The organism is Aeribacillus composti, from assembly GCF_007827555.1.
Taxonomy (GTDB): Bacteria; Bacillota; Bacilli; order Bacillales; family Aeribacillaceae; genus Aeribacillus; species Aeribacillus composti.
In genome coordinates this window covers 1-19,608 of sequence record NZ_VISS01000026.1, presented here as the reverse complement: position 1 = coordinate 19,608, position 19,608 = coordinate 1, and the positions used below count along the sequence as shown (strand labels likewise).

The following is a 19,608-nucleotide window of genomic DNA, read 5'->3' as shown; positions in this document are numbered from 1 at the left end:
TCCCGCCTTTCTATCTCTGTCTTTCAAAAACTACTCCGTGAGCTATGGCCGGGATCGATTCGTTCAGCTTGATCATCGTTTTACTTAACAGAGCCCCGGTTGCCACCATCAATACTCGTTTTAAATTTCCTTTTTTCATTTCTTGGAATATGTGACCGTAAGTTACAACTGCTGAACAAGCACATCCGCTCCCGCCGGCAAATGCTCTTTGTGCTGGATGAAAAATTAACAGCCCGCAATCTGAATGGTTGCCTCGGATGTCGTACCCATCCTCAAGCAATAATTCCTTCAGCTTCGGACTGCCGACTCCCGAAAGATCGCCGGTAAGAATTAAATCGTAGTCAGAAGGAGTCCGATTTAAATCACGAAAGTGCTGCTTAATTGTATCTGCAGCTGCCGGCGCCATTGCGGACCCCATATCATAAGGGTTTTTCCTGCCAACATCGATCACCTTGCCGATCGTTGCAGCCGTTATGGCAATCTCACTTTCGTCTTTGCTGATTAATACAGCACCTGCCCCTGTTACGGTTGTCGTCGCTGTTTCTGGTTTTTGTCCGCCGAAATTCGTTGGATGCCGAAACTGCTTTTCAGCTGCGCCATAATGGCTGCTTGTGGCAGCGATAATTTTGTTCGCGAACCCCCCATCGATCAGCGCGCATGCCGCAGCGACTGTTTCCATTGAAGTCGAACAGGCCCCGTACATACATAACAGCGGAATATTGAGCATTCTAGCTGTATAGTTCGATGTAGCATTTTGGTTCAATAAATCCCCCGCCAAAAACAAATCAATATCCTCTTCCTTTAATTCAGCTTTTTTTAAACAGCGGCTGATCGCCTGCTCCATTAAATTCCGCTCGGCCAATTCCCAAGACGGCGCACCGCAGTACATATCATCAAAATGAGCATCAAATGTTTCCTTAAGCGGTCCTTTCGCTTCCTTCGGTCCAACGACAGTTGCCGTTTTATTGACAAACAATTTATGCTGAAACACCCATGTTTGCTTTCCCGTTAACCGCATCATGCTATGTTTCCTCCGATCATATGACAAATTGCCTTTACAGACCAGCAAAATAAAGCCAATGAAACAAAGAGCCGCAAATTTTTCCTAAAACGATCGCCATCATCAACATAACGATTTTGTCATCAATGCCGATCCTTTTCGCTAATATCGGAAATACATTCAGCACTTCTGTTAATGCTGCTGCAAGCATTCCGACAAATATTCCGTAAAGGAGACCGATCGGGATAAACCAATAATGCGAAGCATGCAAATAGACGGGAGAGAGGCTGAACCAACCGCCGGACACGGCGCCAAGAATAACAGCCCATTCATACAAACGAATCCATTTTATTGTCTTCGTCAGCTGCATGAGTCTTGGAATGATTCCGAGAACAGATAAAAACGCAACAAATCCACACCCGACAGCCAAGCCCCCTGCAAACCCCGTAAACAAAAGCATGAACCATTTAATCATCATCATTTTTCACGCTTTCTTTGTTTTCGTTTATGGCGATGTATTGGTCGAGATCCATTTGATAATTAAAAATCTCGACTTCCAACGGACTCGGCTCTTCATTAAATTTCTTTTTAAAAACGTGATTAAAAAACAGAACCATTCCCAGCCCCAAACCGATGGAGTAGGGGATTTGCAAAATTAACGGCTTATCGATCTTATTGCCAGTGAAAAACTGATACAAATTGCGATGCATCCGCTGCATGCTGACATCTTCATGAAAGTTCATAATCGTTAAAGCCGATCCGACAAATAATAACAGCCATACAAGAAAAAAAAGGACGGGAGCAAATTTTTTTCGATGATTTTGAATTTCAACAATTGTTTGCGTCGGCCCAACAGGTTGGACATCAAGGGAAGGATCAATGGATTGGATTTTTTCTATGACGTTGATGACATCAATGACAACATATGTTTTATCTTTTGATTGAATTTGATGAATGATTTGATCCCCCATTTTGCTGATTAACGCTTCGTCTGCAATTATTTTCGCGATTTTGTTAAGCGTGATCCTTTCGTTCGGTTTTGCCTGAATACGATGCTTTAGACGCACATAAACCGTTTTATTCACGCCCTGTCACATCCTACTTTTTTCTAATAGTATGAAACGTTCGCCACTCCCTCATGCAAAATGATCAAGACCATTTATTTCCACAAAAAAGACCAAAGAGCTATCCGCTCATTCGGTCTTTCATTTGCTTTAATATTTTCTTTTCCAGTCTGGACACCTGAACTTGTGAGATTCCTAACCGTTTTGCGACTTCCGACTGTGTTTGATCTTTATAATACCGCAAATAAACGATCAGCCGCTCCCGCTCGCCTAAATCGTTCATAGCATCTTTTAATGCTATTTGATCAAACCATTTTTGCTCATTTTGATCTGCAATTTGATCCAGCAATGTAATCGGATCGCCATCATTTTCATAAACCGTTTCATGGATGGAGGAAGGTGCACGTACAGCTTCTTGTGCAAGAACGATATCTTCAGGTGAAATATCTAAGTAGTCAGCGATCTCCCCTACTGTTGGCACCTTGCCAAGTGTTTTGGACAGTTCCTCTCTAGCCCGTCTAATTTTATTTCCGAGCTCTTTTAATGAACGGCTCACTTTTACTGTTCCGTCATCCCGGATGAATCGTTGAATTTCTCCTATAATCATCGGAACAGCATAAGTGGAAAATTTAACATCATACGACAAATCAAACTTATCGACCGATTTCACTAAGCCAATGCAGCCGATTTGAAATAGATCATCCGCCTCATAGCCTCGGTTTAAAAATCGCTGCACAACTGACCAAACGAGCCGCATGTTTTTTTGGATAAGCAAATCGCGGGCTGCCTGATCGCCTTGCTGGCTTCTTTTAATCAAATCCCTGACTTCCTGATCCTTCAATTGTCCATTCGAATGTTCGTTCTTGACCTCCACATCCATAAGCTAATCTCCTTAATTACATAAAGCTTTGCTTTTTGTAAGATGTTTTGTTAATCGAATGATTGTGCCTTTATTTTTTTCCGATTCTATTTTCACTTCATCCATAAAATTTTCCATGATGGTAAATCCCATTCCTGAACGCTCCAGCTCAGGCTTTGTTGTAAAAAGCGGCTGTCTAGCTTCTTCAATGTTGTCAATTCCTACCCCTTCATCTCGAATCGTCAAATGAACGATATGGTCCTCTAGCGTGCAGGAAATATACACAATACCGTCAGGATTATTTTCATAACCGTGAATGATCGCATTTGTCACAGCTTCGGAAACTACTGTTTTGATTTCGGTTAGTTCATCGATCGTCGGATCCAGCTGTGCGATAAAGGAAGCTACAGCTACTCTTGCAAATGATTCATTTTGACTTACAGCGGAAAATTGAAGCTTCATTTCGTTTTTCATGACGCCACCCCCAACGTTTGCAAAGCCGCTTTCTCTGTCTCGGCCAGATGAATAATTTTAAATAAACCTGACATGTCAAAAAGACGCTTTACACTCGGGGAGATGGCGCAAACAATCATTTCACCGCCGAGATGTTTTATTTGCTTATAACGCCCGAGAATCACTCCAAGTCCAGAGCTATCCATAAAAGTTAATTGTTCTAAATTTAATAAAATATGTTGAATAGAGTTATTTTCGATGGCATCATTGACTTTTTGCCGAAGTTCCTCTGCTGTATGGTGGTCGAGCTCCCCTGACAGACGTATCAATAACACGTTTTCTTTTACTTCAAGGTCAACCGCTAGACTCAAGATCATATTCCTCCTTCAACTATGATATTGAATCTTTCGAGTTGACCTTTCATATTTCCTGCCTGAAGACAAAACTAGTGGAATTTCGCCAAAAATATCATTTTTCGGCCTTCGTCCATTCGCCTAGAACCCTTTTGAACAGCTTCCACCAGCTCGCAACGCGAACATCTTGTTTAGCCACAAGCTTGCTTTCAGCAAAAACCTTTCCATTCTTTTTCAGCACGAGGGTTCCAAGCTCATCTCCTTTTTTCACTGGCGCTACCAGGTGGTTTTTAAACATAATTTCTTGTTTAATATCATCAATGCTTTCGCCCTTTTTGGTTATAATGGAAACAGGCTCCGAAGTAATCAGCTGTACATCTTTATCGCTTCCTTTGCTCAGTTTTGCTTTTGTCACCACTTCGTTTCGTTTAAACAGAGGATGGGTTTCATACTGGGAAAAGGCATAGTCTAACAGCTTCGTGATTTGAGCATTTCGATCTTTTGGCGTTTTAGCTCCAAATACAACAGCAATCACCCGCATATTCCCTTTTTTGGCTGTTGCCGTTAAACAGTATTTCGCTTCGTTTGTATAACCTGTTTTTACACCGTCAACTCCGTCGTAAAATTTCACAAGCCGATTTGTATTGACCAACCAAAATTTTTTGTCTGTTCCTTCTCGTAAATAATCCTCATATGTTCCCGTAAATTTCGTAATTTCTTCATATTTTAATAGCTCTTTGGCAATAACCGCCATGTCCTTTGCCGACGAATAATGTCCTTTTGCAGGTAATCCGGTCGAATTTTTAAAATGCGTATTTTTCAGTCCGAGCTCTTTCGCTTTTTGATTCATCATGGATACAAACTGTTCTTCTGATCCTGCAATTCTCTCCGCCATCGCGACAGACGCATCATTGCCGGAAGCAATCGCAATTCCTTTTAATAAATCTTCCACTGTCATTTCTTCCCCAGGCTCCAAAAAGATTTGCGATCCCCCCATGGATGCTGCATATTCGCTCGCTCTTACTTTTTCATCCATTTGAATCTTTCCTTTATCAAGAGCTTCCATAATAAGAAGAAGCGTCATGATTTTCGTCATACTGGCGGGCGGCAGCGGTGTATCTGAATTTTCTTCATATAGTACTTGACCTGTATCCCGCTCAATCAATATAGCCGATTTCACTCCATCTACTAGTTTGACATTTTTTTCTTCTGCCCACGCAGCCGTTGAAACCCCAAAAAAAAGAACAAATGTTGCCATGACAGACAGTAGTAATTGTTTCATCTCCACATCCTCCATTCCTCATATGTAACTGCAATCTAATCTAATGAAATGTAAAAGACTCTAAAAATGAAATGAGAATGAATTTTTACTGGTAAAATTATCTGTATAAAACCCATTTTTTCCAATTATTAAAAAGTTATACAAAAAAAGAATCGGGATTACCCGATTCTTTTTTTCTTTCCTAATTTGTTATTGTTTCATAAATAAGGACAGGCTTTTTTGTTTTGTTTTTCGAAATTTTAATGCTGTAGTATAAAGTTTGTTTCACCTTTTCAATATCTTGTTGATTGCTGTAAATTGTAACGAATGTTTCTCCCTTTTTTACGTAATCGCCTATTTTTTTATGGAGGATGAGGCCGACTGCCAAATCAATTGCAGCATCTTTCGTCGCTCTTCCGGCACCAAGCCACATGGCGGCAGTCCCGACTGCATCAGCTGCAATTTCGTTTACATAGCCTTCTTCTTTCGCCTTTAATTCGAATGTATACGAAGAATGCGGCAATTTTGATGGATCGTCCACAATTGAGGCATCTCCCCCTTGGGCAGAGACAAATGTTTTAAAAGTCTCTAAAGCTTTTCCTGAAGCAATGGATTGCTCGAGCAGTTTACGCGCTTTTTCTAAACTGTCTGCTTTTTCCGCCATATACACCATATAGCTGCCAAGCGTTAAACATAGTTCAGTTAAATCTTCAGGACCTTCACCTTTTAATGTATCAATCGCTTCTTGGACTTCAAGAGCGTTTCCGATGGCAAACCCTAACGGCTGACTCATATCGGAGATCACGGCAATCGTTTTTTTGCCGACGTTTTCCCCTATTTTCACCATCGCTTTTGCCAGTTTTTTTGATTCTTCTATATTTTTCATAAAAGCGCCCGATCCGGTTTTAACATCTAAAACAATGGCATCCGCTCCGGCAGCGATTTTTTTGCTCATGATGGAGCTGGCAATAAGAGGAATACTGTTAACCGTCGCTGTCACATCTCTTAATGCGTACAGTTTTTTATCAGCGGGAGTTAAATTCCCCGTTTGTCCAACGACTGCAATTTTATTTTGATTGACTAAACGGACAAACTGTTGATTGTCTATTTCAACATGAAACCCCGGGATCGATTCTAGTTTATCAATCGTTCCGCCGGTATGGCCAAGACCTCTTCCGCTCATCTTGGCAACAGGAACACCAGCTGAAGCCACAAGCGGCGCAAGCACCAACGTAGTTTTATCGCCAACTCCTCCGGTCGAATGCTTATCCACTTTTATTCCTTTAATTTCACTAAGATCGATCTTTTCTCCAGAATCAACCATCGCCATTGTGAGCTCCGCCATTTCCTCTTCCGTCATCCCTCTAAAAAAAACGGCCATGGCGAAAGCGCTCATTTGATAGTCCGGAATCTCCCCGGCCGTATATCCTTCAATGATATAACGGATTTCTTTTTTTGTGAGCGCTTTCCCATCCCGCTTCTTCTCTATTAAATCGACCATTCGCATGCAAATCACCTTTTTCTACATTTTGGCTACGATGGATTTTACTAGCGCTATAAAATCAGCCCGAACCATTTCCGCCGTTTTCATGACTTCTTCATGCGTCAAAGGCTGTTTTAAAATACCAGCCGCCATGTTCGTAATACATGAAATGCCAAGCACTTTCATTTTGACTTGATTCGCCACAATTACTTCTGGAACTGTTGACATGCCAACTGCGTCTCCCCCGATCGCTCTTAACATCCGTATTTCAGCCGGCGTTTCATAGGACGGTCCAGTATTGGCAACATAAACCCCCTCTTTTATTTCGATGCCAAGCTCTTTCGCTGCTTCTTTTGCCAGCTGGATTAGTCTGCTATCGTACGCTTCCGACATATCGGGAAAACGGTCGCCAAGCTCAGGGCTATGTTCGCCAATTAAAGGGTTTTGTCCCATGTTGTTAATATGATCGGTAATCAGCATTAAATCACCTGGTTGATATGACTGATTGATCCCTCCGGCTGCATTTGTCACAATTAAGGAATGAATACCCAGCGCCTTCATGACTCGCACAGGAAATGTCACTTGCTTTACACTATACCCTTCGTAAAAATGGAATCTGCCTTGCATGATCGCTACTGTTTTTCCATTTAGCTCCCCAATTACGAATTGGCCTTTATGCCCTTCAACAGTGGAAACCGGAAAATAAGGAATGTCGCTGTATGGAATGGTTACAGCATCCTCCACTTCTTCAGCGAGAACTCCTAAACCTGATCCTAGAACGAGACCGATCTCTGGAGTTTGTTTGCATTTATCTTTTAAAAATTGAGAAGCCTTTTCAACTTCTTCCACAATTGACATTGATCAATCCCCCTGCTTCAATTCTGTTAAAAAGCTTGTTCCGTAATTTGGCATTTGCACGCCGAAATTTTCTGCAATGGTTGCTCCTACATCTGCAAATGTTTCTCTGATTGGCAGTTCTTTTCCTTTTGTATAGGTTGAATTATAAACTAACAGCGGAACATATTCTCTAGTATGATCCGTACCGTGGTGAAGAGGGTCGTTTCCATGGTCTGCTGTGATGATGAGCAGGTCTTCTTCCTTCATTTTTTCGAACACTTCAGGAAGACGAGCATCGAATTCCTCAAGCGCTTGTCCATACCCTTCAGGATCTCTTCTATGGCCGAATTTTGCATCAAAATCGACAAGGTTCAAAAAGGAAAGACCTGTAAAATCCCGGTCGAATGTTTGGATCAATTTGTCCATTCCATCCATATTCGACTTTGTCCGGATTGCATCTGTAATGCCTTCGCCGTCATAAATATCGGAAATTTTCCCAAGGGCAATTACATCAAATCCTCCGTCCTTCAACTCGTTCATAACTGTTCGGCCGAAAGGCTTTAAAGCATAGTCATGCCGGTTGGCAGTCCGTTCAAAATTCCCCGGCTCCCCGACAAACGGACGAGCTATAACGCGCCCAACCATGTACTTTTCATCCAAAGTCAGTTCGCGGGCAATTTGACAAATTTGATATAATTCGTTCAGAGGAATGACTTTTTCATGTGCAGCAATCTGTAAAACAGAGTCTGCCGACGTATAGACAATGATGGCTCCTGTTTTCATATGTTCTTTTCCAAGCTCTTCTATAATTGCCGTACCGCTTGCCGGCTTATTGCCAAGCACTTTTCGCCCGGTTCTTTTTTCAAGCTCCTCTATCAGTTCTTCTGGGAAGCCGTCTGGAAATACTTGAAAAGGAGAATCGATTTTTAACCCCATCAGCTCCCAATGACCAGTCATCGTATCTTTTCCTGCTGAAGCTTCTTTCATTTTTGTATAGAAGGCGAGCGGCTTGTCTGTCTTTGGAACACCTTTTATTTCACGTATATTCCCCAATCCGAGCTTCGCTAAATTCGGCAAATGCAAACCGCCGAGATGTTCAGCGATATGGCCAAGCGTGTCAGCACCTTTGTCGTTATAAAGCTCTGCATCCGGTGCTTCGCCGATTCCAACTGAATCCATTACAATTAAAAAGACGCGTTTATATGTATGCTGCATGTTAAATTCCTCCTGCCATTTGAAAGCGGTGATGATTATATTTTTTCCTAATGCTTGCCGAAACAGACGAGCAACTTGATTTTTAGCATGACGATGGCATTAAGCACGGGGGTGGTACATTTTATATACATCTTTTAAACGTGTTTTTGTCACATGAGTATAAATTTGCGTGGTTGAAATATCAGCATGACCTAGCATTTCTTGCACCGCTCTTAGATCAGCGCCGTTTTCAAGCAGATGGGTGGCAAAGGAATGTCGCAATGTATGAGGAGTCAATTCTTTTTGTATTCCTGCTTTAACCGCAATCGATTTTAAATTTTTCCAAAATCCTTGGCGGGAAATTCTTTTTCCATGATGGTTTAAAAATAAGGCATCCGTTTTATGCTTCTGTCTTACAAGCTTTGGCCGGCCCTTTTCCAAATATTCCTCCAGCGCTTTTGTTGCTTTTTCTCCAATCGGAACGAGCCGTTCTTTTTTCCCTTTACCGTAGCATCGGATAAATCCCATGATCAAATGGACGTCTGAAAGATTCAAATGAACCATTTCACTCACCCGAATACCTGTCGCATATAAAAGTTCAAGCATTGCTTTATCTCTATATCCAATCGGTGAGGTCAGCTCAGGCGTTTCAAGAAGCCGCTCCACTTCCTCAAGAGACAGCACTTTCGGAAGCTTCCGTTCAATCTGCGGTGTTTCAATATGGACGGACGGGTCTTCATCCGCAGCTTTTTCCCTTAACAAAAATTGATGGAAAGCGCGGATTGAGGCGATATGCCGGGCGATTGTCTTGCTGGATTTCCCTTGATCTTTCAAAAAATGCAAATATTGCAAAATATGATAGCGTTGAATATTTTGCACTTCTTGAATATTCAGTTTTTCGTTCAAAAATTGCTTGTACGATTTCAAGTCTCGCTCATATGAAACGATCGTATTGTTCGCAAGTCCTCTCTCAACGGTCAAATAATGAATAAAATCTTGGATATGATCGTTCAATCTTCTCTACTCCCCGTTTAAATAAAAGAATATTAAGCGATTCAGCCAATTATCGTTCTGTTCTTCCACAACGCTTGTCACCTTTACGGCAGATCCTTCAGGCTCGTCATAGCGATGGTAATCTTGATATTCCAAGTTAACCCATATAATAGCATAGTAGAACAAAATCGTAAATCCTGTAAACAAGATAAAAATTTTAAGCATATTCTTTACGGTTTTCGTCCATTTTTCCATGTTCGTCCTCCACAAGGCCATATTTTCTTATATTTAAAGATATGACCGTCTGGACAATCTTTATACGTATATAATATAAAAAAACCTTTCCCCTCGCGGAAAAGGCTTTATTCTTTCTTGTTATCTTCTTTTTCTTTTTCCTGACAGCGGTGGCATATGCCGTGAAAAGTTAGACGATGATCTTTAATTTTAAACTTCCAATCTCGTTCGACAATTTTTTCAACATCTTCTAATAAATCTTCCTGAATCTCATCAACGGAACCGCATTCCATACATACGAGATGATGGTGAAAATGAGCGGCTCCTTCCCTGCGCAAATCATATCTGGAAACCCCGTCTCCAAAGTTTATTTTATCAACAATTTTCAGCTCAGTTAACAATTCCAGCGTTCTGTACACTGTTGCGAGCCCGATCTCAGGCGATTTTTCCTTAACGAGGAGGTAAACATCTTCGGCACTTAAATGATCCTCTTCATGTTCAAGCAAAACACGAACGGTTGCTTCCCTTTGCGGGGTTAATTTATAGCTTGAAGAATGCAACTGCTTTTTTATACGCTCTATGCGGTTTTCCATGACACTTTCCCTCCCTCGCCGCATTCCTCATATATTATAACAAAATAAAAGAAAGTGTCCAACTGAAATAATTTTAAATTAAAAAATAAAATTTATATTAAATAATAATTATTATTTATAAATAAAATCAATCGTCCCTCTCATCAGGATCGGGGAAACATATGCTTCTAACATTGCAGCGAGCAATATAACGGCGATCAAGCAAGAAAATGTGACTGCATAGCCTGCAAACATTCGAAACGGCTGATCGTGGAACTTTTTTACAAAAAGCTGTCTAATGAGCTTGAAGGAAAAAGAAATTGCCGATGCGCTCATAATAAGAAACACAGGTATCAGCAGCAAATTTTGCGGCAAAACGGAAACGAATGACAGCAAAAATCCGCCCCATTTCATTTGATTTACTAAAAATCCGACTGTAAATCCAACGACCATTCCTTTTAAAAATAACATGATAAAAATAATCGGCAGACCAATGATCGAAATGCCTAGAAGCCACATAAGCCCTACATATTTTGTATTGTGGAAAAAACTTTGCTTGAACATTTCAAACGAGCTGGCAAGTTTTCCGTCCGATACTTGTCCAAAAAACAGGTTTAAATAATAATACAGATCTTCTTTTTGCGTAATGCTCATGCTGTTTACGATGATTGCGCCAAAAATTACTCCCATTATGAACAATATAAGCACAAATAAATAGACGGTTGATTGATCTTTCAATTGTTTTAGTAAAAAACGCTGAATATTCTGCATATCCTATCCTCTCCTGTCTTTCTTTACTAGATTGTATGAGAGAACGGATGGTACATATTCGTATTTTTACTAGAAAAAAAGAAAAGGCGCGAAAATTTACGCACCTTCCACTTTTCCGTATTTTCCTCCTCCCCCTGATTGCACATAAAGGGTGCCTTCTCTTGCCGAGATGATGGAAGCGGCGATTTTTTCCGGAACCACTTCGACAAGATCGGCGTACGGAACTTTGTGTAAAATATTCATTTCCGTTCCAAAATAATGCTTTAATTTTTTTAATGTTTTAGGGCCAATGCCAGGCAGAAAAGCTAGCGGGACTTGATGAATATAAGGGGGCCTTTTCTCCACATGATTTGTTTTATCCCCCAGTTCTTCAACCCGCTGTTTTACACCTTTTGTAATTTTTACTCCTCCGCATATTTGACAGCATCCCTCATCTGTCAAGCCTACTGTTTTTTGGCACGCTTCACAAAACGTTTCGTAATACTTTCCAAGTTTCGGGTTTAATCCGTAATTCGCCTCAATTTTTCTGTCGTTTTCTTTTTTGATCGCCATCACCAATTCCTGAAACGTCGGCGCTTTTAACAACAACTTCTGATATTCCCGCCCGATTTTTGGCAATGAATGGGCGTCTGAGTTCGTTAAAAATGGATAGGAAGCTAGTTCACGAATACGGCTTGCCATGTTAGTATCGCTGCTCAAACCGAGCTCGACCGCATCGATGAGTGTTTGATCAAAAACTTCTGTCAAGCTTCGCTGAACCCCTTTTCCGTACAAGCTTTTAAAAGGAGTAAAAATATGCGCCGGAATGAACAATCCGCCCAAGCTCTTCACTTTATGCTGAAGTCTTTTCCCTTCAACATATACCCGTTGAGAGCTTAAATGAATATTTTTTAAATGGGAGCTGAGCCAATGGGAAAATTCCTTCATCTTTTCTAAAGTCGGCATAAAGCATAGAACATGAATCGGCCCATTGCAATGTTCATCAAATATTTCAAGCTCCGTACCTAAAATAAGTGTCGAATTTTGATAGCGGACTCCCCCTTCCATTAATTCCTCATACTTTCCTCTTCTGATGCCATCTTCAATTTCCTTGATTACTTCGGGAACATGGCAATCAATGATGCCAATTATATCCATACCTTTGCTCTCAACTGCTTCTATAAAAATATTTTCAAGCGTCAGCGACTTGGCCCCCGTAATCTTTACCGGTTTTCCTGTATTTGTTCTGCCGATATGAATGTGCAAATCTGCGAAAAAAGCGTTCATATCTCCTCACTCAATTGTTTTAATGTTAAATATTGAACTGCATAAGCTGTTTTTGCATCGTAAATTTCTTTTTCTTCTATCAATTTTCTCGCTTCCTCAAGGGTTACTTCCAGCACCTCGACAAACTCGTCTTCATCCAAACTCGCTTTATTTTCCAGCTTTATCAATCCTTCAGCTAAATAAAGATGAACGAGTTCATCAGCAAAGCCCGGTGAAGTATAAAACGAAATGACATGTTTTAATGATCCACATCCATAGCCCGTTTCTTCTTCCAACTCTCTTCTTGCTGTGATTTCAGGTGACTCCCCTTTTTCAAGCTTGCCGGCAGGAATTTCCACAAGCTGACGTTCTAAAGCTTTGCGATATTGTCTCACCATGACAATTTTCCCTTCATTTGTAATAGGGATCACGGCAACTGCACCCGGATGCTTCACGACTTCACGTTTCGCATTTTCCCCGTTTGGGAGACGGACATCTTCCACATATACATCAATAATCTTCCCTGAAAAAATTTTTTCCTTCGCAATCGTTTCCTCGTTTAAACGGTTCATATATTCAACTCCTGTTCTATTATCCAATCATTCTTCATACATTCTACCATAATTAAAAAGGAGGCGGAGCGATTGCTCATGTATCGGAATTATAACCGGGTCGTGATGATTGGAAAGCCGAAGGAAATTGCTTACAGCTTAAAGGAAGCCGCAAAACGATATAAAACAGTCTATGAATGGCTTCATCATGAATATGAAACATTTGCTTTTTCAAAAAGTTTATACTACTTTCAAATTAGAAGAGAAAAAGAGAGGTGATCTTTTTGAAAAAGCGCAGATTAGGAACATCCGAGCTGTATGTGAGCGAAATCGGTCTTGGATGCATGTCGCTTGGCCGCGACGAAAAGCATGCGCGTTCGCTGATTGACCAAGCGCTTGAATTGGGGATTAATTTTTTTGATACAGCAGATCTTTATGATCAAGGCCTGAATGAAGAATTTGTCGGAAGGGCTCTTAAATCGCGTCGAAACGATATCATTTTAGCAACAAAAGTAGGAAACCGGTTTGAAGTTGGCAAAGACGGATGGTGGTGGGATCCATCCAAGAAATACATAAAGGAAGAAGTGAAAGAAAGCCTCAGACGGCTGGGTACAGATTATATCGACTTATATCAGCTTCACGGAGGAACAATCGACGACCCGATCGATGAAACGATTGAAGCGTTCGAAGAGTTAAAGCAGGAAGGCGTCATCCGCTACTACGGCATTTCTTCGATTCGGCCGAACGTTATTAAAGAATGGTTGAAACGCTCCAATATCGTTTCAATCATGATGCAATACAGCCTTCTTGACCGGCGCCCAGAAGAATGGTTTCCTTTGATTCAGGAGCATAACGTTTCTGTTATTGCCAGAGGGCCGTTGGCTCAAGGCCTCTTGACAGAGCGCCCGCTCGAAAAAGCCTCTGAGCGCGTCAAGAACAATGGATATTTAGACTACACGTTCGATGAATTAAAAGAAGCTTTGCACAGCATCGATTCAGCATGCCCGGATCGCACTCGGACGGAAACAGCCGTAAAATATGTTCTTCATCAGCGTGTTGTAGCCTCCTGCATTGCCGGAGCGAGCAAGCAAGAGCAGCTGCTTGAAAATGTCCAAGCAGCGAAAGCAAAAGATCTGCTGGAAGAAGAGTACGAAGCGCTTATAAACGCAACAAAACAGTCTCTTTATACAATCCATCGCGATTAAAACAGGCGGGGACGATCCCCGCTTATTTATTTTCGGATTCACATGACTGTTGAAAATTCAATTTAGCTATCCAGTTGATGTTCCTGCCGAAACGGATGGGATTCGCATGATCATGTTGCAATCTCAATGGCTAAACGATTGTTCATAGCACATAAACCGGATTTACAACTATATGTATCGGTTCATTGAACAGCGCCGTCCATTCCTATCTTGAAAAATTTTGGACTAATATATTTTGAAATCCGTTTAAGCTTGAATATTTTCTAATGAGGGGATCGAAGCAAATTTTGCAGTGCTTTTCCATATAAATGAAGAGGCACACGGTCTTCGCTAATATAATAAAATATCGCTAAACCGTTTTCTAACGAAAGAATAGTCCATGCTATTTCATCCGCAGATAGAGCAGAATCGTTATTCTCTTTCGACTTCAATTTTTCAATCGCCTTGGAAATTTGTTGTACCGCTTCCGTTATCATGTCAGACCATTTTCGGCGTACCGATTCTTCACGCATCGCATAAAGAAAAAATTCCATGTTAAGCATGCTCCACGTTCGATTTTTCTGCCTAACTGACAGGAAATATTCATCCATCGTTTCGATAAAATGTGAAAGCGAATGCTGTCCGTCTATGACTTGAAGAATGTTGTCCACATGCAATTGCATTTGTTGCTCCAAAATAGCTAAAAAGAGCTCTTCTTTGGAACGAAAATGGGCATATACCGCCCCTTTGCTAAATCCGGCATGTTCTGCAATTTTATCAACAGAAGCGCCGTGAAAGCCGAATCGAGCAAAGATTTCAACAGCTGACTCTAAAAGTAATTGCCGCGTTTCTTTTTTTCGCTCCTCTTGGGTTAATCTTCGTCTGACCAATTTGCTATCCTCCCTCTCTCTTGACAATCATACCATATAGCATTAACATACCAAATAGTATATAAATTCTAATCAGTATACAAATTATAATTTCTCATTATGCTGGACGCAACTATCAACAATGTCCTCCTAGATTTATAGATCATGAGTGAAAAAGGAAGAGGGGAAGAATGCGAAAAGAAGAAAGCCTTACAACACAGAAACCAACTTTGCCCCAAATTTTGGCTGAAACTTGTAAAATTGGAATTATTCAATCAAATCTCGTTCCGATGTTGGCTGGATTGACATTGGCATTGTATACGTATCAGATCAGCCTGTTTGAGAAATTGCCGGAAATGTTATTTGCTTTGATTGGATCGATTTTCGTAATGGGTGCAGCTGGAGCTTTTAACAACTTATATGACCGAGATATAGATTCTATCATGGAAAGGACGAAAAACAGACCGACTGTGACAGGAGCAATAAAGCCTAAAACAGTATTATGGCTTGGAATCTGTATGTCTATTTTAGGAATTGCAGCTCTTGCATTAACAACTCCTCTAGCAGCATTCCTAGGGTTTCTAGGTTTGTTTTTTTATGTTGTCCCATATACGATGTGGAGCAAGAGAAGAACAATTTATAATACGGAAATTGGCAGTATTTCTGGAGCAATGCCCCCTCTCATCGGATGGGCTGCTGTTCATCCGGACGTGACACATCCAGCCATTCTTGGTTTGTTTGTGATTTCAATTATTTGGCAAATGCCTCATTTTTATGCTATAGCTATTCGCAAGCACGATGAGTATAAGGCTGCGAAGGTTCCTATGCTCCCAGTTGTCAAAGGTGTTAAAAGAACATATATACAAACGAATATTTATTTAATTATTTTAATTGCAGCAAGCTTTCTTTTTGGGCCTTTAAGCCTCGGTCTTATGCTAGTAGCCCTTCTTTTAAGCGTTCTGTGGCTTATGTTAAGCATTTTCGGCTATAAAAAAATGGATTCAGAGAAATGGGCAAAATCAATGTTTCTTTATTCTCTGTTTCATATGACAATCTTATTTTCAACTGTCATTATCTATTCTCTTGTGGGAATTCTTTTTCATTTATAAAAGAAAGTGTTTCTAAACAAATTCATGGCGGCATAATAAATGTTGGGAATTAAGGGGCTGTCCGATGAGTTCCTAAAATGAAGGATCGGGGAAAAATACTACTGTGAAGGACAAAAATAATCTAATAAAATTTGTAAATGTCCTTCATAGAGGCAATGAAGTCCAACAAGAAGCAATTGTATATGCTGAATGTCCGTCATACAACTTTTGAAGAACCTAATGAAGAAAAGTCCTTCATAAGACTTCTGGAGGATATAAACAAGACAGGAAAAATGGTCTGTCCGATAAGTCCCTAAAATGAAGGGGCTCCAAAAAGTCAGTGAACCCTGACTTTTTGGACAGCCTCCTTTCCAGCTTTTTATTTAAAATCTTCCCATTTCAAGTCGCTTTCTGCGAGCAATTCAGCAAAGCTTTTCTGTTTTTCCCGCTTTTGTTCCTCTTTTCTTTTACGCTCCAATTCCAGTTTTTTTAATTTCTCCTTTTCTTCTTCAATTTGCTTCTTCATATCTATAAGCTTTTTCGCTTTTTCTTCGCCGATCTGATCTTTGAGATTCCATGCATCTTTCATGTTTTTCCCTTCCTTTGACCAATGCATGCTCTTTTTTATCCTAATACATCGTGAATATTCTGCATGTTTTTTTCCATCCATGCAATTGCTTCATCGATCGTGGCAAACTCTTCCGCTTCAAACGTCATTTCATCTTGAATCAGCCACACATCCTTTTTTTCATATCCCATTCCTCCTACAGACCAATGCAGAAGGGTGTACGGATGATTGTCATGGAGAAAGGACACCCATGTTTTATTTAAAGCAATGTTCTTTAAAGAAGCTAGACGTTCCTTCAATTTTGTTCCCTCATTTCACAATGCAGCTCATTCTTGGATTGTAAATTTGCATTGGACTTTTGAGCATGAATATTTGTTTTTGCCCGTGATAATCGATTTGCAATTCATCATCTAAAAAAACAAGCTTTGATCGCTCCACGTACACCGGGACAAAATTTGTATCAATTTTCATATCATCCTCATCAAGATCTTTCACAAGCCAAAGAACAGTAACACCGCTCATGACACAGCCGCAGCCATCTGTATCATATTTCAGCTTTATATAGCGGTTTTCGTTCATTTCCAATATCTCTTTAAGTTTTGCTTTCGCTGCGTTTGTAAACGAAATGTTCATAGGCTAAAATCATCCTTTTTTAATTTTGCCTCCATTCTATCATATTTTAGCTCTCTCCGCTTATTGAAGCAGAATGAACATAACCGATTAACGTTTTTTAAACATTTATAGAGAAATATTGACAAACTATTAGCCGGGTTAGTTGAATAAAGCTGTTGTTTTTATTTGTGAGAAATCAGTGTTATTTTCACAAGCAAATTATGACACGTCTATTTTCTTCTAATCAATATCATTGCATTCCCTAATACTTTTTTGTTCAATAAAAGCTTTGGCAGTTTCATTACTTTAGCGAGTTTGTAGCTTTTCAATTCAGATACACCATGTTTCTTTAAGGAATTTAAGAGCTCTTTTTCATCCCCAAATATTTTTTCATCCATAAACAAATCTAAAAAGACAAATCCACCACCAGGTTTTAACACTCTTAATGCCTCTTTCATTACTTCTGTTTTATTTCTTTCATCTTTAACTTCATGAAATGTTAGACAACTTACAATTATATCGAATTCATCATTTTTAAAAGGCAGTTTTGTGGCACTTGCTTTCAGAAAATTTATTCGATCAGAAACCCCTTCAATTTCAGCGTTTCGTTGGCATTGATCTTTCGAATATTCCCAATCGTCGCCCCAATAATCAATTCCAGTTAATAGGGACTCAGGAAAAGCCTTTGCAAGTTTAATAATCAGTGAACCGCTGCCTGTTCCTATATCCAGTATTTTTCCTTGCCCATCCCAATTCACCTTGGCAACAATTAAGTCATGTATTTTTGACTGATAATTTCCCCCAAATGCTGCGAATTGGTAATAAGAATAAGAAAGGATAAATGTAATATAAATTAATGGTAACGCTATAATACCTGACAAAACTCGCAGATATAAATTAATAGGTAAGAATGTCAACAAAATGAATAAAAGTGAAAAAAGCAAAAAAATTAGTAGTTTATTCATTCGAATCCAAGTTTGATACCTAGCATTTGTTTTCAAGTTATCAGCCATCCTTAAATCATAAACTGATTACCGTAGCAATTCGGTCATTGAATTGCTACGGCTCGTGTAGTTGACTAGCGAAAAGATACAGCATAAATTAAACTAATATTCATTTAATTTGGTGCTGTATCCTTTCCTTTAGTTTAAGTAAATTGTTTCACAATATCATGGTTTTATCAATCTTTATTATAAATAATCAAGTTTTGCTTTAAATGGTCGAACCTTTTTTTAACTCTACATTCGGATGGAAAATTTCAAAACTAATTTGCATTTTAAGCCATTTTGACTATTCAGGTTGTAAAATATATAGTGGAAATAGGTGTCGTGTTCTGAGCGGTTCTGTGAGGAGTTTTAACGACGAATGGGTTTGAGGAACTTCTCTGAACGATTTTTATTTTAGGAGGAAATAACATGGAAGTTTTTGTAAAATATTTAGCAGGTATTGATAACCCCGACCACCGCGACCGAACAGAGGAAATTTTGGCGTGGGTTGCTAATAAATTTCCAAATTTGAAACCGCAAATCAAGTGGAACAAACCCACGTTTACCGATCACGGCACATACATCATTATGTTTGCCGCAGCAAAGAATCATTTGAGCATTTTACCCGAAGAAAAAACAATGGTGCATTTTGCCGATGAAATCGCCCAAGCTGGCTACAGCGCTTCTTCACGCTTGTTCCGAATTCAATGGTCTGAACCAGTTAATTATGAATTGTTAGAGAAAATAATTGAATTTAATATCAAGGATAAGGCGGAGAATTCGAATTTTTGGCGGAAATAGCATAATATCGAAGGAGGAAGACATGGAAGTTTTTGTAAAATATTTAGCAGGTATTGATAACCCCGGCCACCGCGACCGAACAGAGGAAATTTTGGCGTGGGTTGCTAATAAATTTCCAAATTTGAAACCGCAAATCAAGTGGAATACGCCAATGTTTACCGATCACGGCACATTTATCATCAGCTTTTCCACAGCGAAGCATCATTTGAGCGTTTCACCTGAAGAAAAAACAATGATGCATTTTGCCGATGAAATCGCCCAAGCTGGCTACAGCGCTACCAAAGGCTTGTTTCGAATTCCGTGGAATGAGCCGGTAAATTACGAATTGCTGGAGAAAATGATTGAATTTAATATTCAGGATAAAGCAGACTGTTCAACTTTTTGGCGGAAATAGAATAGGATAGTCCTTAGAAAGCCTGTGAGGGCTTCTGAGAGGCTTTAAAGAAGTTGATAGCTACAAAAACGCTTTTTCTTCATGCCCCAACACTCTTGTTGTGGACGCCCTGACACAGCTAATGTCAAACCTTTTTTTAATAACTGTAGTTGAGCAATTTTCATTACAATAATTACCATGTAAAAAGAGACAAACGGAGTACCCCTTATGCCACATGAAGCTGTTTTTTAACGACA

General features: G+C 39.9%; 26 protein-coding genes. 5 read left to right on the top strand and 21 right to left on the bottom strand.

The window, feature by feature from the left end:
* Positions 1-10: 10 nt before the first annotated feature.
* From spoVAD to FB379_RS13320, 16 genes are all read right to left on the bottom strand, one after another.
* Entirely contained in the window at positions 11-1,018 is a 1,008-nt protein-coding gene (spoVAD, locus tag FB379_RS13395; protein ID WP_063388662.1) for a stage V sporulation protein AD, read from the bottom strand.
* Between the two features lie 37 nt (positions 1,019-1,055).
* The gene (locus FB379_RS13390; RefSeq protein ID WP_063388663.1) at positions 1,056-1,478 is read right to left on the bottom strand and encodes a stage V sporulation protein AB; all 423 of its coding nucleotides are present in this window, start codon (positions 1,476-1,478) and stop codon (positions 1,056-1,058) included.
* Complete coding sequence (locus FB379_RS13385) at positions 1,468-2,085, bottom strand: stage V sporulation protein AA (protein WP_063388643.1); 618 nt, start codon at positions 2,083-2,085, stop codon at positions 1,468-1,470. Before FB379_RS13385 ends, FB379_RS13390 begins: the two co-directional genes overlap by 11 nt.
* Positions 2,086-2,185: 100 nt before the next feature.
* Positions 2,186-2,944 (bottom strand): RNA polymerase sporulation sigma factor SigF, encoded by a 759-nt coding sequence (gene sigF / locus FB379_RS13380; RefSeq protein WP_063388329.1) that lies wholly within the window; start codon positions 2,942-2,944, stop codon positions 2,186-2,188.
* A 12-nt stretch (positions 2,945-2,956) separates the two neighbouring features.
* Positions 2,957-3,397 carry an anti-sigma F factor gene (gene spoIIAB, locus FB379_RS13375; protein ID WP_063388330.1) on the bottom strand — a complete coding sequence of 147 codons (441 nt, stop codon included), beginning with the start codon at positions 3,395-3,397 and terminating at the stop codon, positions 2,957-2,959.
* Positions 3,394-3,747: an anti-sigma F factor antagonist gene (spoIIAA, locus tag FB379_RS13370; RefSeq protein ID WP_063388331.1), complete on the bottom strand. Its 354-nt coding sequence runs from the start codon at positions 3,745-3,747 to the stop codon at positions 3,394-3,396. The genes spoIIAB and spoIIAA overlap by 4 nt, the downstream gene beginning before the upstream one ends.
* Positions 3,748-3,844: 97 nt before the next feature.
* Positions 3,845-5,011 carry a D-alanyl-D-alanine carboxypeptidase family protein gene (locus tag FB379_RS13365; protein ID WP_063388332.1) on the bottom strand — a complete coding sequence of 389 codons (1,167 nt, stop codon included), beginning with the start codon at positions 5,009-5,011 and terminating at the stop codon, positions 3,845-3,847.
* Positions 5,012-5,192: 181 nt separating this feature from the next.
* Positions 5,193-6,497, bottom strand: a complete 1,305-nt coding sequence (locus tag FB379_RS13360; RefSeq protein WP_094246164.1) for a pyrimidine-nucleoside phosphorylase — start codon at positions 6,495-6,497, stop codon at positions 5,193-5,195.
* A 15-nt stretch (positions 6,498-6,512) separates the two neighbouring features.
* A complete protein-coding gene (locus tag FB379_RS13355) occupies positions 6,513-7,331 on the bottom strand; it encodes a purine-nucleoside phosphorylase (RefSeq protein WP_094246165.1) in 819 nt (272 codons plus the stop codon).
* Between the two features lie 3 nt (positions 7,332-7,334).
* Positions 7,335-8,525: a phosphopentomutase gene (gene deoB, locus FB379_RS13350; RefSeq protein ID WP_144598189.1), complete on the bottom strand. Its 1,191-nt coding sequence runs from the start codon at positions 8,523-8,525 to the stop codon at positions 7,335-7,337.
* A gap of 99 nt (positions 8,526-8,624) precedes the next feature.
* Positions 8,625-9,518: a site-specific tyrosine recombinase XerD gene (xerD, locus tag FB379_RS13345; protein WP_063388336.1), complete on the bottom strand. Its 894-nt coding sequence runs from the start codon at positions 9,516-9,518 to the stop codon at positions 8,625-8,627.
* 6 nt (positions 9,519-9,524) lie between these two features.
* Complete coding sequence (locus FB379_RS13340) at positions 9,525-9,752, bottom strand: YqzK family protein (RefSeq protein ID WP_063388337.1); 228 nt, start codon at positions 9,750-9,752, stop codon at positions 9,525-9,527.
* A 107-nt stretch (positions 9,753-9,859) separates the two neighbouring features.
* On the bottom strand, positions 9,860-10,324 hold the full coding sequence (gene fur / locus FB379_RS13335; protein ID WP_063388338.1) for a ferric iron uptake transcriptional regulator: 465 nt from the start codon (positions 10,322-10,324) through the stop codon (positions 9,860-9,862).
* Positions 10,325-10,435: 111 nt separating this feature from the next.
* The gene (spoIIM, locus tag FB379_RS13330) at positions 10,436-11,074 is read right to left on the bottom strand and encodes a stage II sporulation protein M (protein WP_066247667.1); all 639 of its coding nucleotides are present in this window, start codon (positions 11,072-11,074) and stop codon (positions 10,436-10,438) included.
* A gap of 96 nt (positions 11,075-11,170) precedes the next feature.
* On the bottom strand, positions 11,171-12,340 hold the full coding sequence (locus tag FB379_RS13325; protein ID WP_066247665.1) for a TIGR00375 family protein: 1,170 nt from the start codon (positions 12,338-12,340) through the stop codon (positions 11,171-11,173).
* Complete coding sequence (locus FB379_RS13320) at positions 12,337-12,891, bottom strand: NUDIX hydrolase (protein ID WP_144598188.1); 555 nt, start codon at positions 12,889-12,891, stop codon at positions 12,337-12,339. The genes FB379_RS13325 and FB379_RS13320 overlap by 4 nt, the downstream gene beginning before the upstream one ends.
* Before the next feature lie 78 nt (positions 12,892-12,969).
* On the opposite strand from FB379_RS13320, the gene mciZ reads away from it, so the two are divergent.
* Complete coding sequence (gene mciZ / locus FB379_RS13315; RefSeq protein WP_145976098.1) at positions 12,970-13,149, top strand: Z-ring formation inhibitor MciZ; 180 nt, start codon at positions 12,970-12,972, stop codon at positions 13,147-13,149.
* 5 nt (positions 13,150-13,154) lie between these two features.
* Positions 13,155-14,075, top strand: a complete 921-nt coding sequence (locus FB379_RS13310) for an aldo/keto reductase (protein ID WP_066247702.1) — start codon at positions 13,155-13,157, stop codon at positions 14,073-14,075.
* Positions 14,076-14,338: 263 nt separating this feature from the next.
* Here the strand turns inward: FB379_RS13310 and FB379_RS13305 are convergent, their stop codons facing one another.
* Positions 14,339-14,944 carry a TetR/AcrR family transcriptional regulator gene (locus FB379_RS13305; protein ID WP_066247661.1) on the bottom strand — a complete coding sequence of 202 codons (606 nt, stop codon included), beginning with the start codon at positions 14,942-14,944 and terminating at the stop codon, positions 14,339-14,341.
* Positions 14,945-15,114: 170 nt separating this feature from the next.
* On the opposite strand from FB379_RS13305, the gene cyoE reads away from it, so the two are divergent.
* Entirely contained in the window at positions 15,115-16,032 is a 918-nt protein-coding gene (gene cyoE, locus FB379_RS13300; protein ID WP_066247660.1) for a heme o synthase, read from the top strand.
* 358 nt (positions 16,033-16,390) lie between these two features.
* Here cyoE and FB379_RS13295 read toward each other — a convergent pair whose 3' ends face one another.
* The 4 genes from FB379_RS13295 to FB379_RS13280 form a co-directional block, all read right to left on the bottom strand.
* On the bottom strand, positions 16,391-16,627 hold the full coding sequence (locus tag FB379_RS13295; protein WP_063388345.1) for a DUF3886 domain-containing protein: 237 nt from the start codon (positions 16,625-16,627) through the stop codon (positions 16,391-16,393).
* An 8-nt stretch (positions 16,628-16,635) separates the two neighbouring features.
* Positions 16,636-16,878, bottom strand: a complete 243-nt coding sequence (locus FB379_RS13290; protein WP_063388346.1) for a DUF2552 family protein — start codon at positions 16,876-16,878, stop codon at positions 16,636-16,638.
* 10 nt (positions 16,879-16,888) lie between these two features.
* Entirely contained in the window at positions 16,889-17,212 is a 324-nt protein-coding gene (locus tag FB379_RS13285; RefSeq protein WP_066247658.1) for an iron-sulfur cluster biosynthesis family protein, read from the bottom strand.
* Between the two features lie 209 nt (positions 17,213-17,421).
* On the bottom strand, positions 17,422-18,204 hold the full coding sequence (locus FB379_RS13280) for a class I SAM-dependent methyltransferase (protein ID WP_066247657.1): 783 nt from the start codon (positions 18,202-18,204) through the stop codon (positions 17,422-17,424).
* A 402-nt stretch (positions 18,205-18,606) separates the two neighbouring features.
* Here FB379_RS13280 and FB379_RS13275 point away from each other — a divergent pair, with 402 nt between their 5' ends.
* Positions 18,607-18,978 carry an iron chaperone gene (locus FB379_RS13275; protein ID WP_144598187.1) on the top strand — a complete coding sequence of 124 codons (372 nt, stop codon included), beginning with the start codon at positions 18,607-18,609 and terminating at the stop codon, positions 18,976-18,978.
* 22 nt (positions 18,979-19,000) lie between these two features.
* Complete coding sequence (locus FB379_RS13270; protein WP_144598186.1) at positions 19,001-19,372, top strand: iron chaperone; 372 nt, start codon at positions 19,001-19,003, stop codon at positions 19,370-19,372.
* The last annotated feature ends 236 nt before the right edge of the window (positions 19,373-19,608 follow it).

Bases quoted from the DNA above. Each gene is read 5' to 3' on its own strand.
- FB379_RS13365 (WP_063388332.1), bottom strand. From the start codon at position 5,011: ATGAAACAATTACTACTGTCTGTCATGGCAACATTTGTTCTTTTTTTT.
- FB379_RS13295 (WP_063388345.1), bottom strand. From the start codon at position 16,627: ATGCATTGGTCAAAGGAAGGGAAAAACATGAAAGATGCATGGAATCTC.
- deoB (WP_144598189.1), bottom strand. From the start codon at position 8,525: ATGCAGCATACATATAAACGCGTCTTTTTAATTGTAATGGATTCAGTT.
- sigF (WP_063388329.1), bottom strand. From the start codon at position 2,944: ATGGATGTGGAGGTCAAGAACGAACATTCGAATGGACAATTGAAGGAT.
- cyoE (WP_066247660.1), top strand. From the start codon at position 15,115: ATGCGAAAAGAAGAAAGCCTTACAACACAGAAACCAACTTTGCCCCAA.
- FB379_RS13325 (WP_066247665.1), bottom strand. From the start codon at position 12,340: ATGAACGCTTTTTTCGCAGATTTGCACATTCATATCGGCAGAACAAAT.
- spoIIM (WP_066247667.1), bottom strand. From the start codon at position 11,074: ATGCAGAATATTCAGCGTTTTTTACTAAAACAATTGAAAGATCAATCA.
- spoIIAB (WP_063388330.1), bottom strand. From the start codon at position 3,397: ATGAAAAACGAAATGAAGCTTCAATTTTCCGCTGTAAGTCAAAATGAA.
- FB379_RS13390 (WP_063388663.1), bottom strand. From the start codon at position 1,478: ATGATGATTAAATGGTTCATGCTTTTGTTTACGGGGTTTGCAGGGGGC.
- FB379_RS13355 (WP_094246165.1), bottom strand. From the start codon at position 7,331: ATGTCAATTGTGGAAGAAGTTGAAAAGGCTTCTCAATTTTTAAAAGAT.
- FB379_RS13360 (WP_094246164.1), bottom strand. From the start codon at position 6,497: ATGCGAATGGTCGATTTAATAGAGAAGAAGCGGGATGGGAAAGCGCTC.
- FB379_RS13285 (WP_066247658.1), bottom strand. From the start codon at position 17,212: ATGAACATTTCGTTTACAAACGCAGCGAAAGCAAAACTTAAAGAGATA.
- FB379_RS13270 (WP_144598186.1), top strand. From the start codon at position 19,001: ATGGAAGTTTTTGTAAAATATTTAGCAGGTATTGATAACCCCGGCCAC.
- spoVAD (WP_063388662.1), bottom strand. From the start codon at position 1,018: ATGCGGTTAACGGGAAAGCAAACATGGGTGTTTCAGCATAAATTGTTT.
- FB379_RS13280 (WP_066247657.1), bottom strand. From the start codon at position 18,204: ATGGCTGATAACTTGAAAACAAATGCTAGGTATCAAACTTGGATTCGA.
- mciZ (WP_145976098.1), top strand. From the start codon at position 12,970: ATGTATCGGAATTATAACCGGGTCGTGATGATTGGAAAGCCGAAGGAA.
- FB379_RS13275 (WP_144598187.1), top strand. From the start codon at position 18,607: ATGGAAGTTTTTGTAAAATATTTAGCAGGTATTGATAACCCCGACCAC.
- fur (WP_063388338.1), bottom strand. From the start codon at position 10,324: ATGGAAAACCGCATAGAGCGTATAAAAAAGCAGTTGCATTCTTCAAGC.
- FB379_RS13320 (WP_144598188.1), bottom strand. From the start codon at position 12,891: ATGAACCGTTTAAACGAGGAAACGATTGCGAAGGAAAAAATTTTTTCA.
- FB379_RS13340 (WP_063388337.1), bottom strand. From the start codon at position 9,752: ATGGAAAAATGGACGAAAACCGTAAAGAATATGCTTAAAATTTTTATC.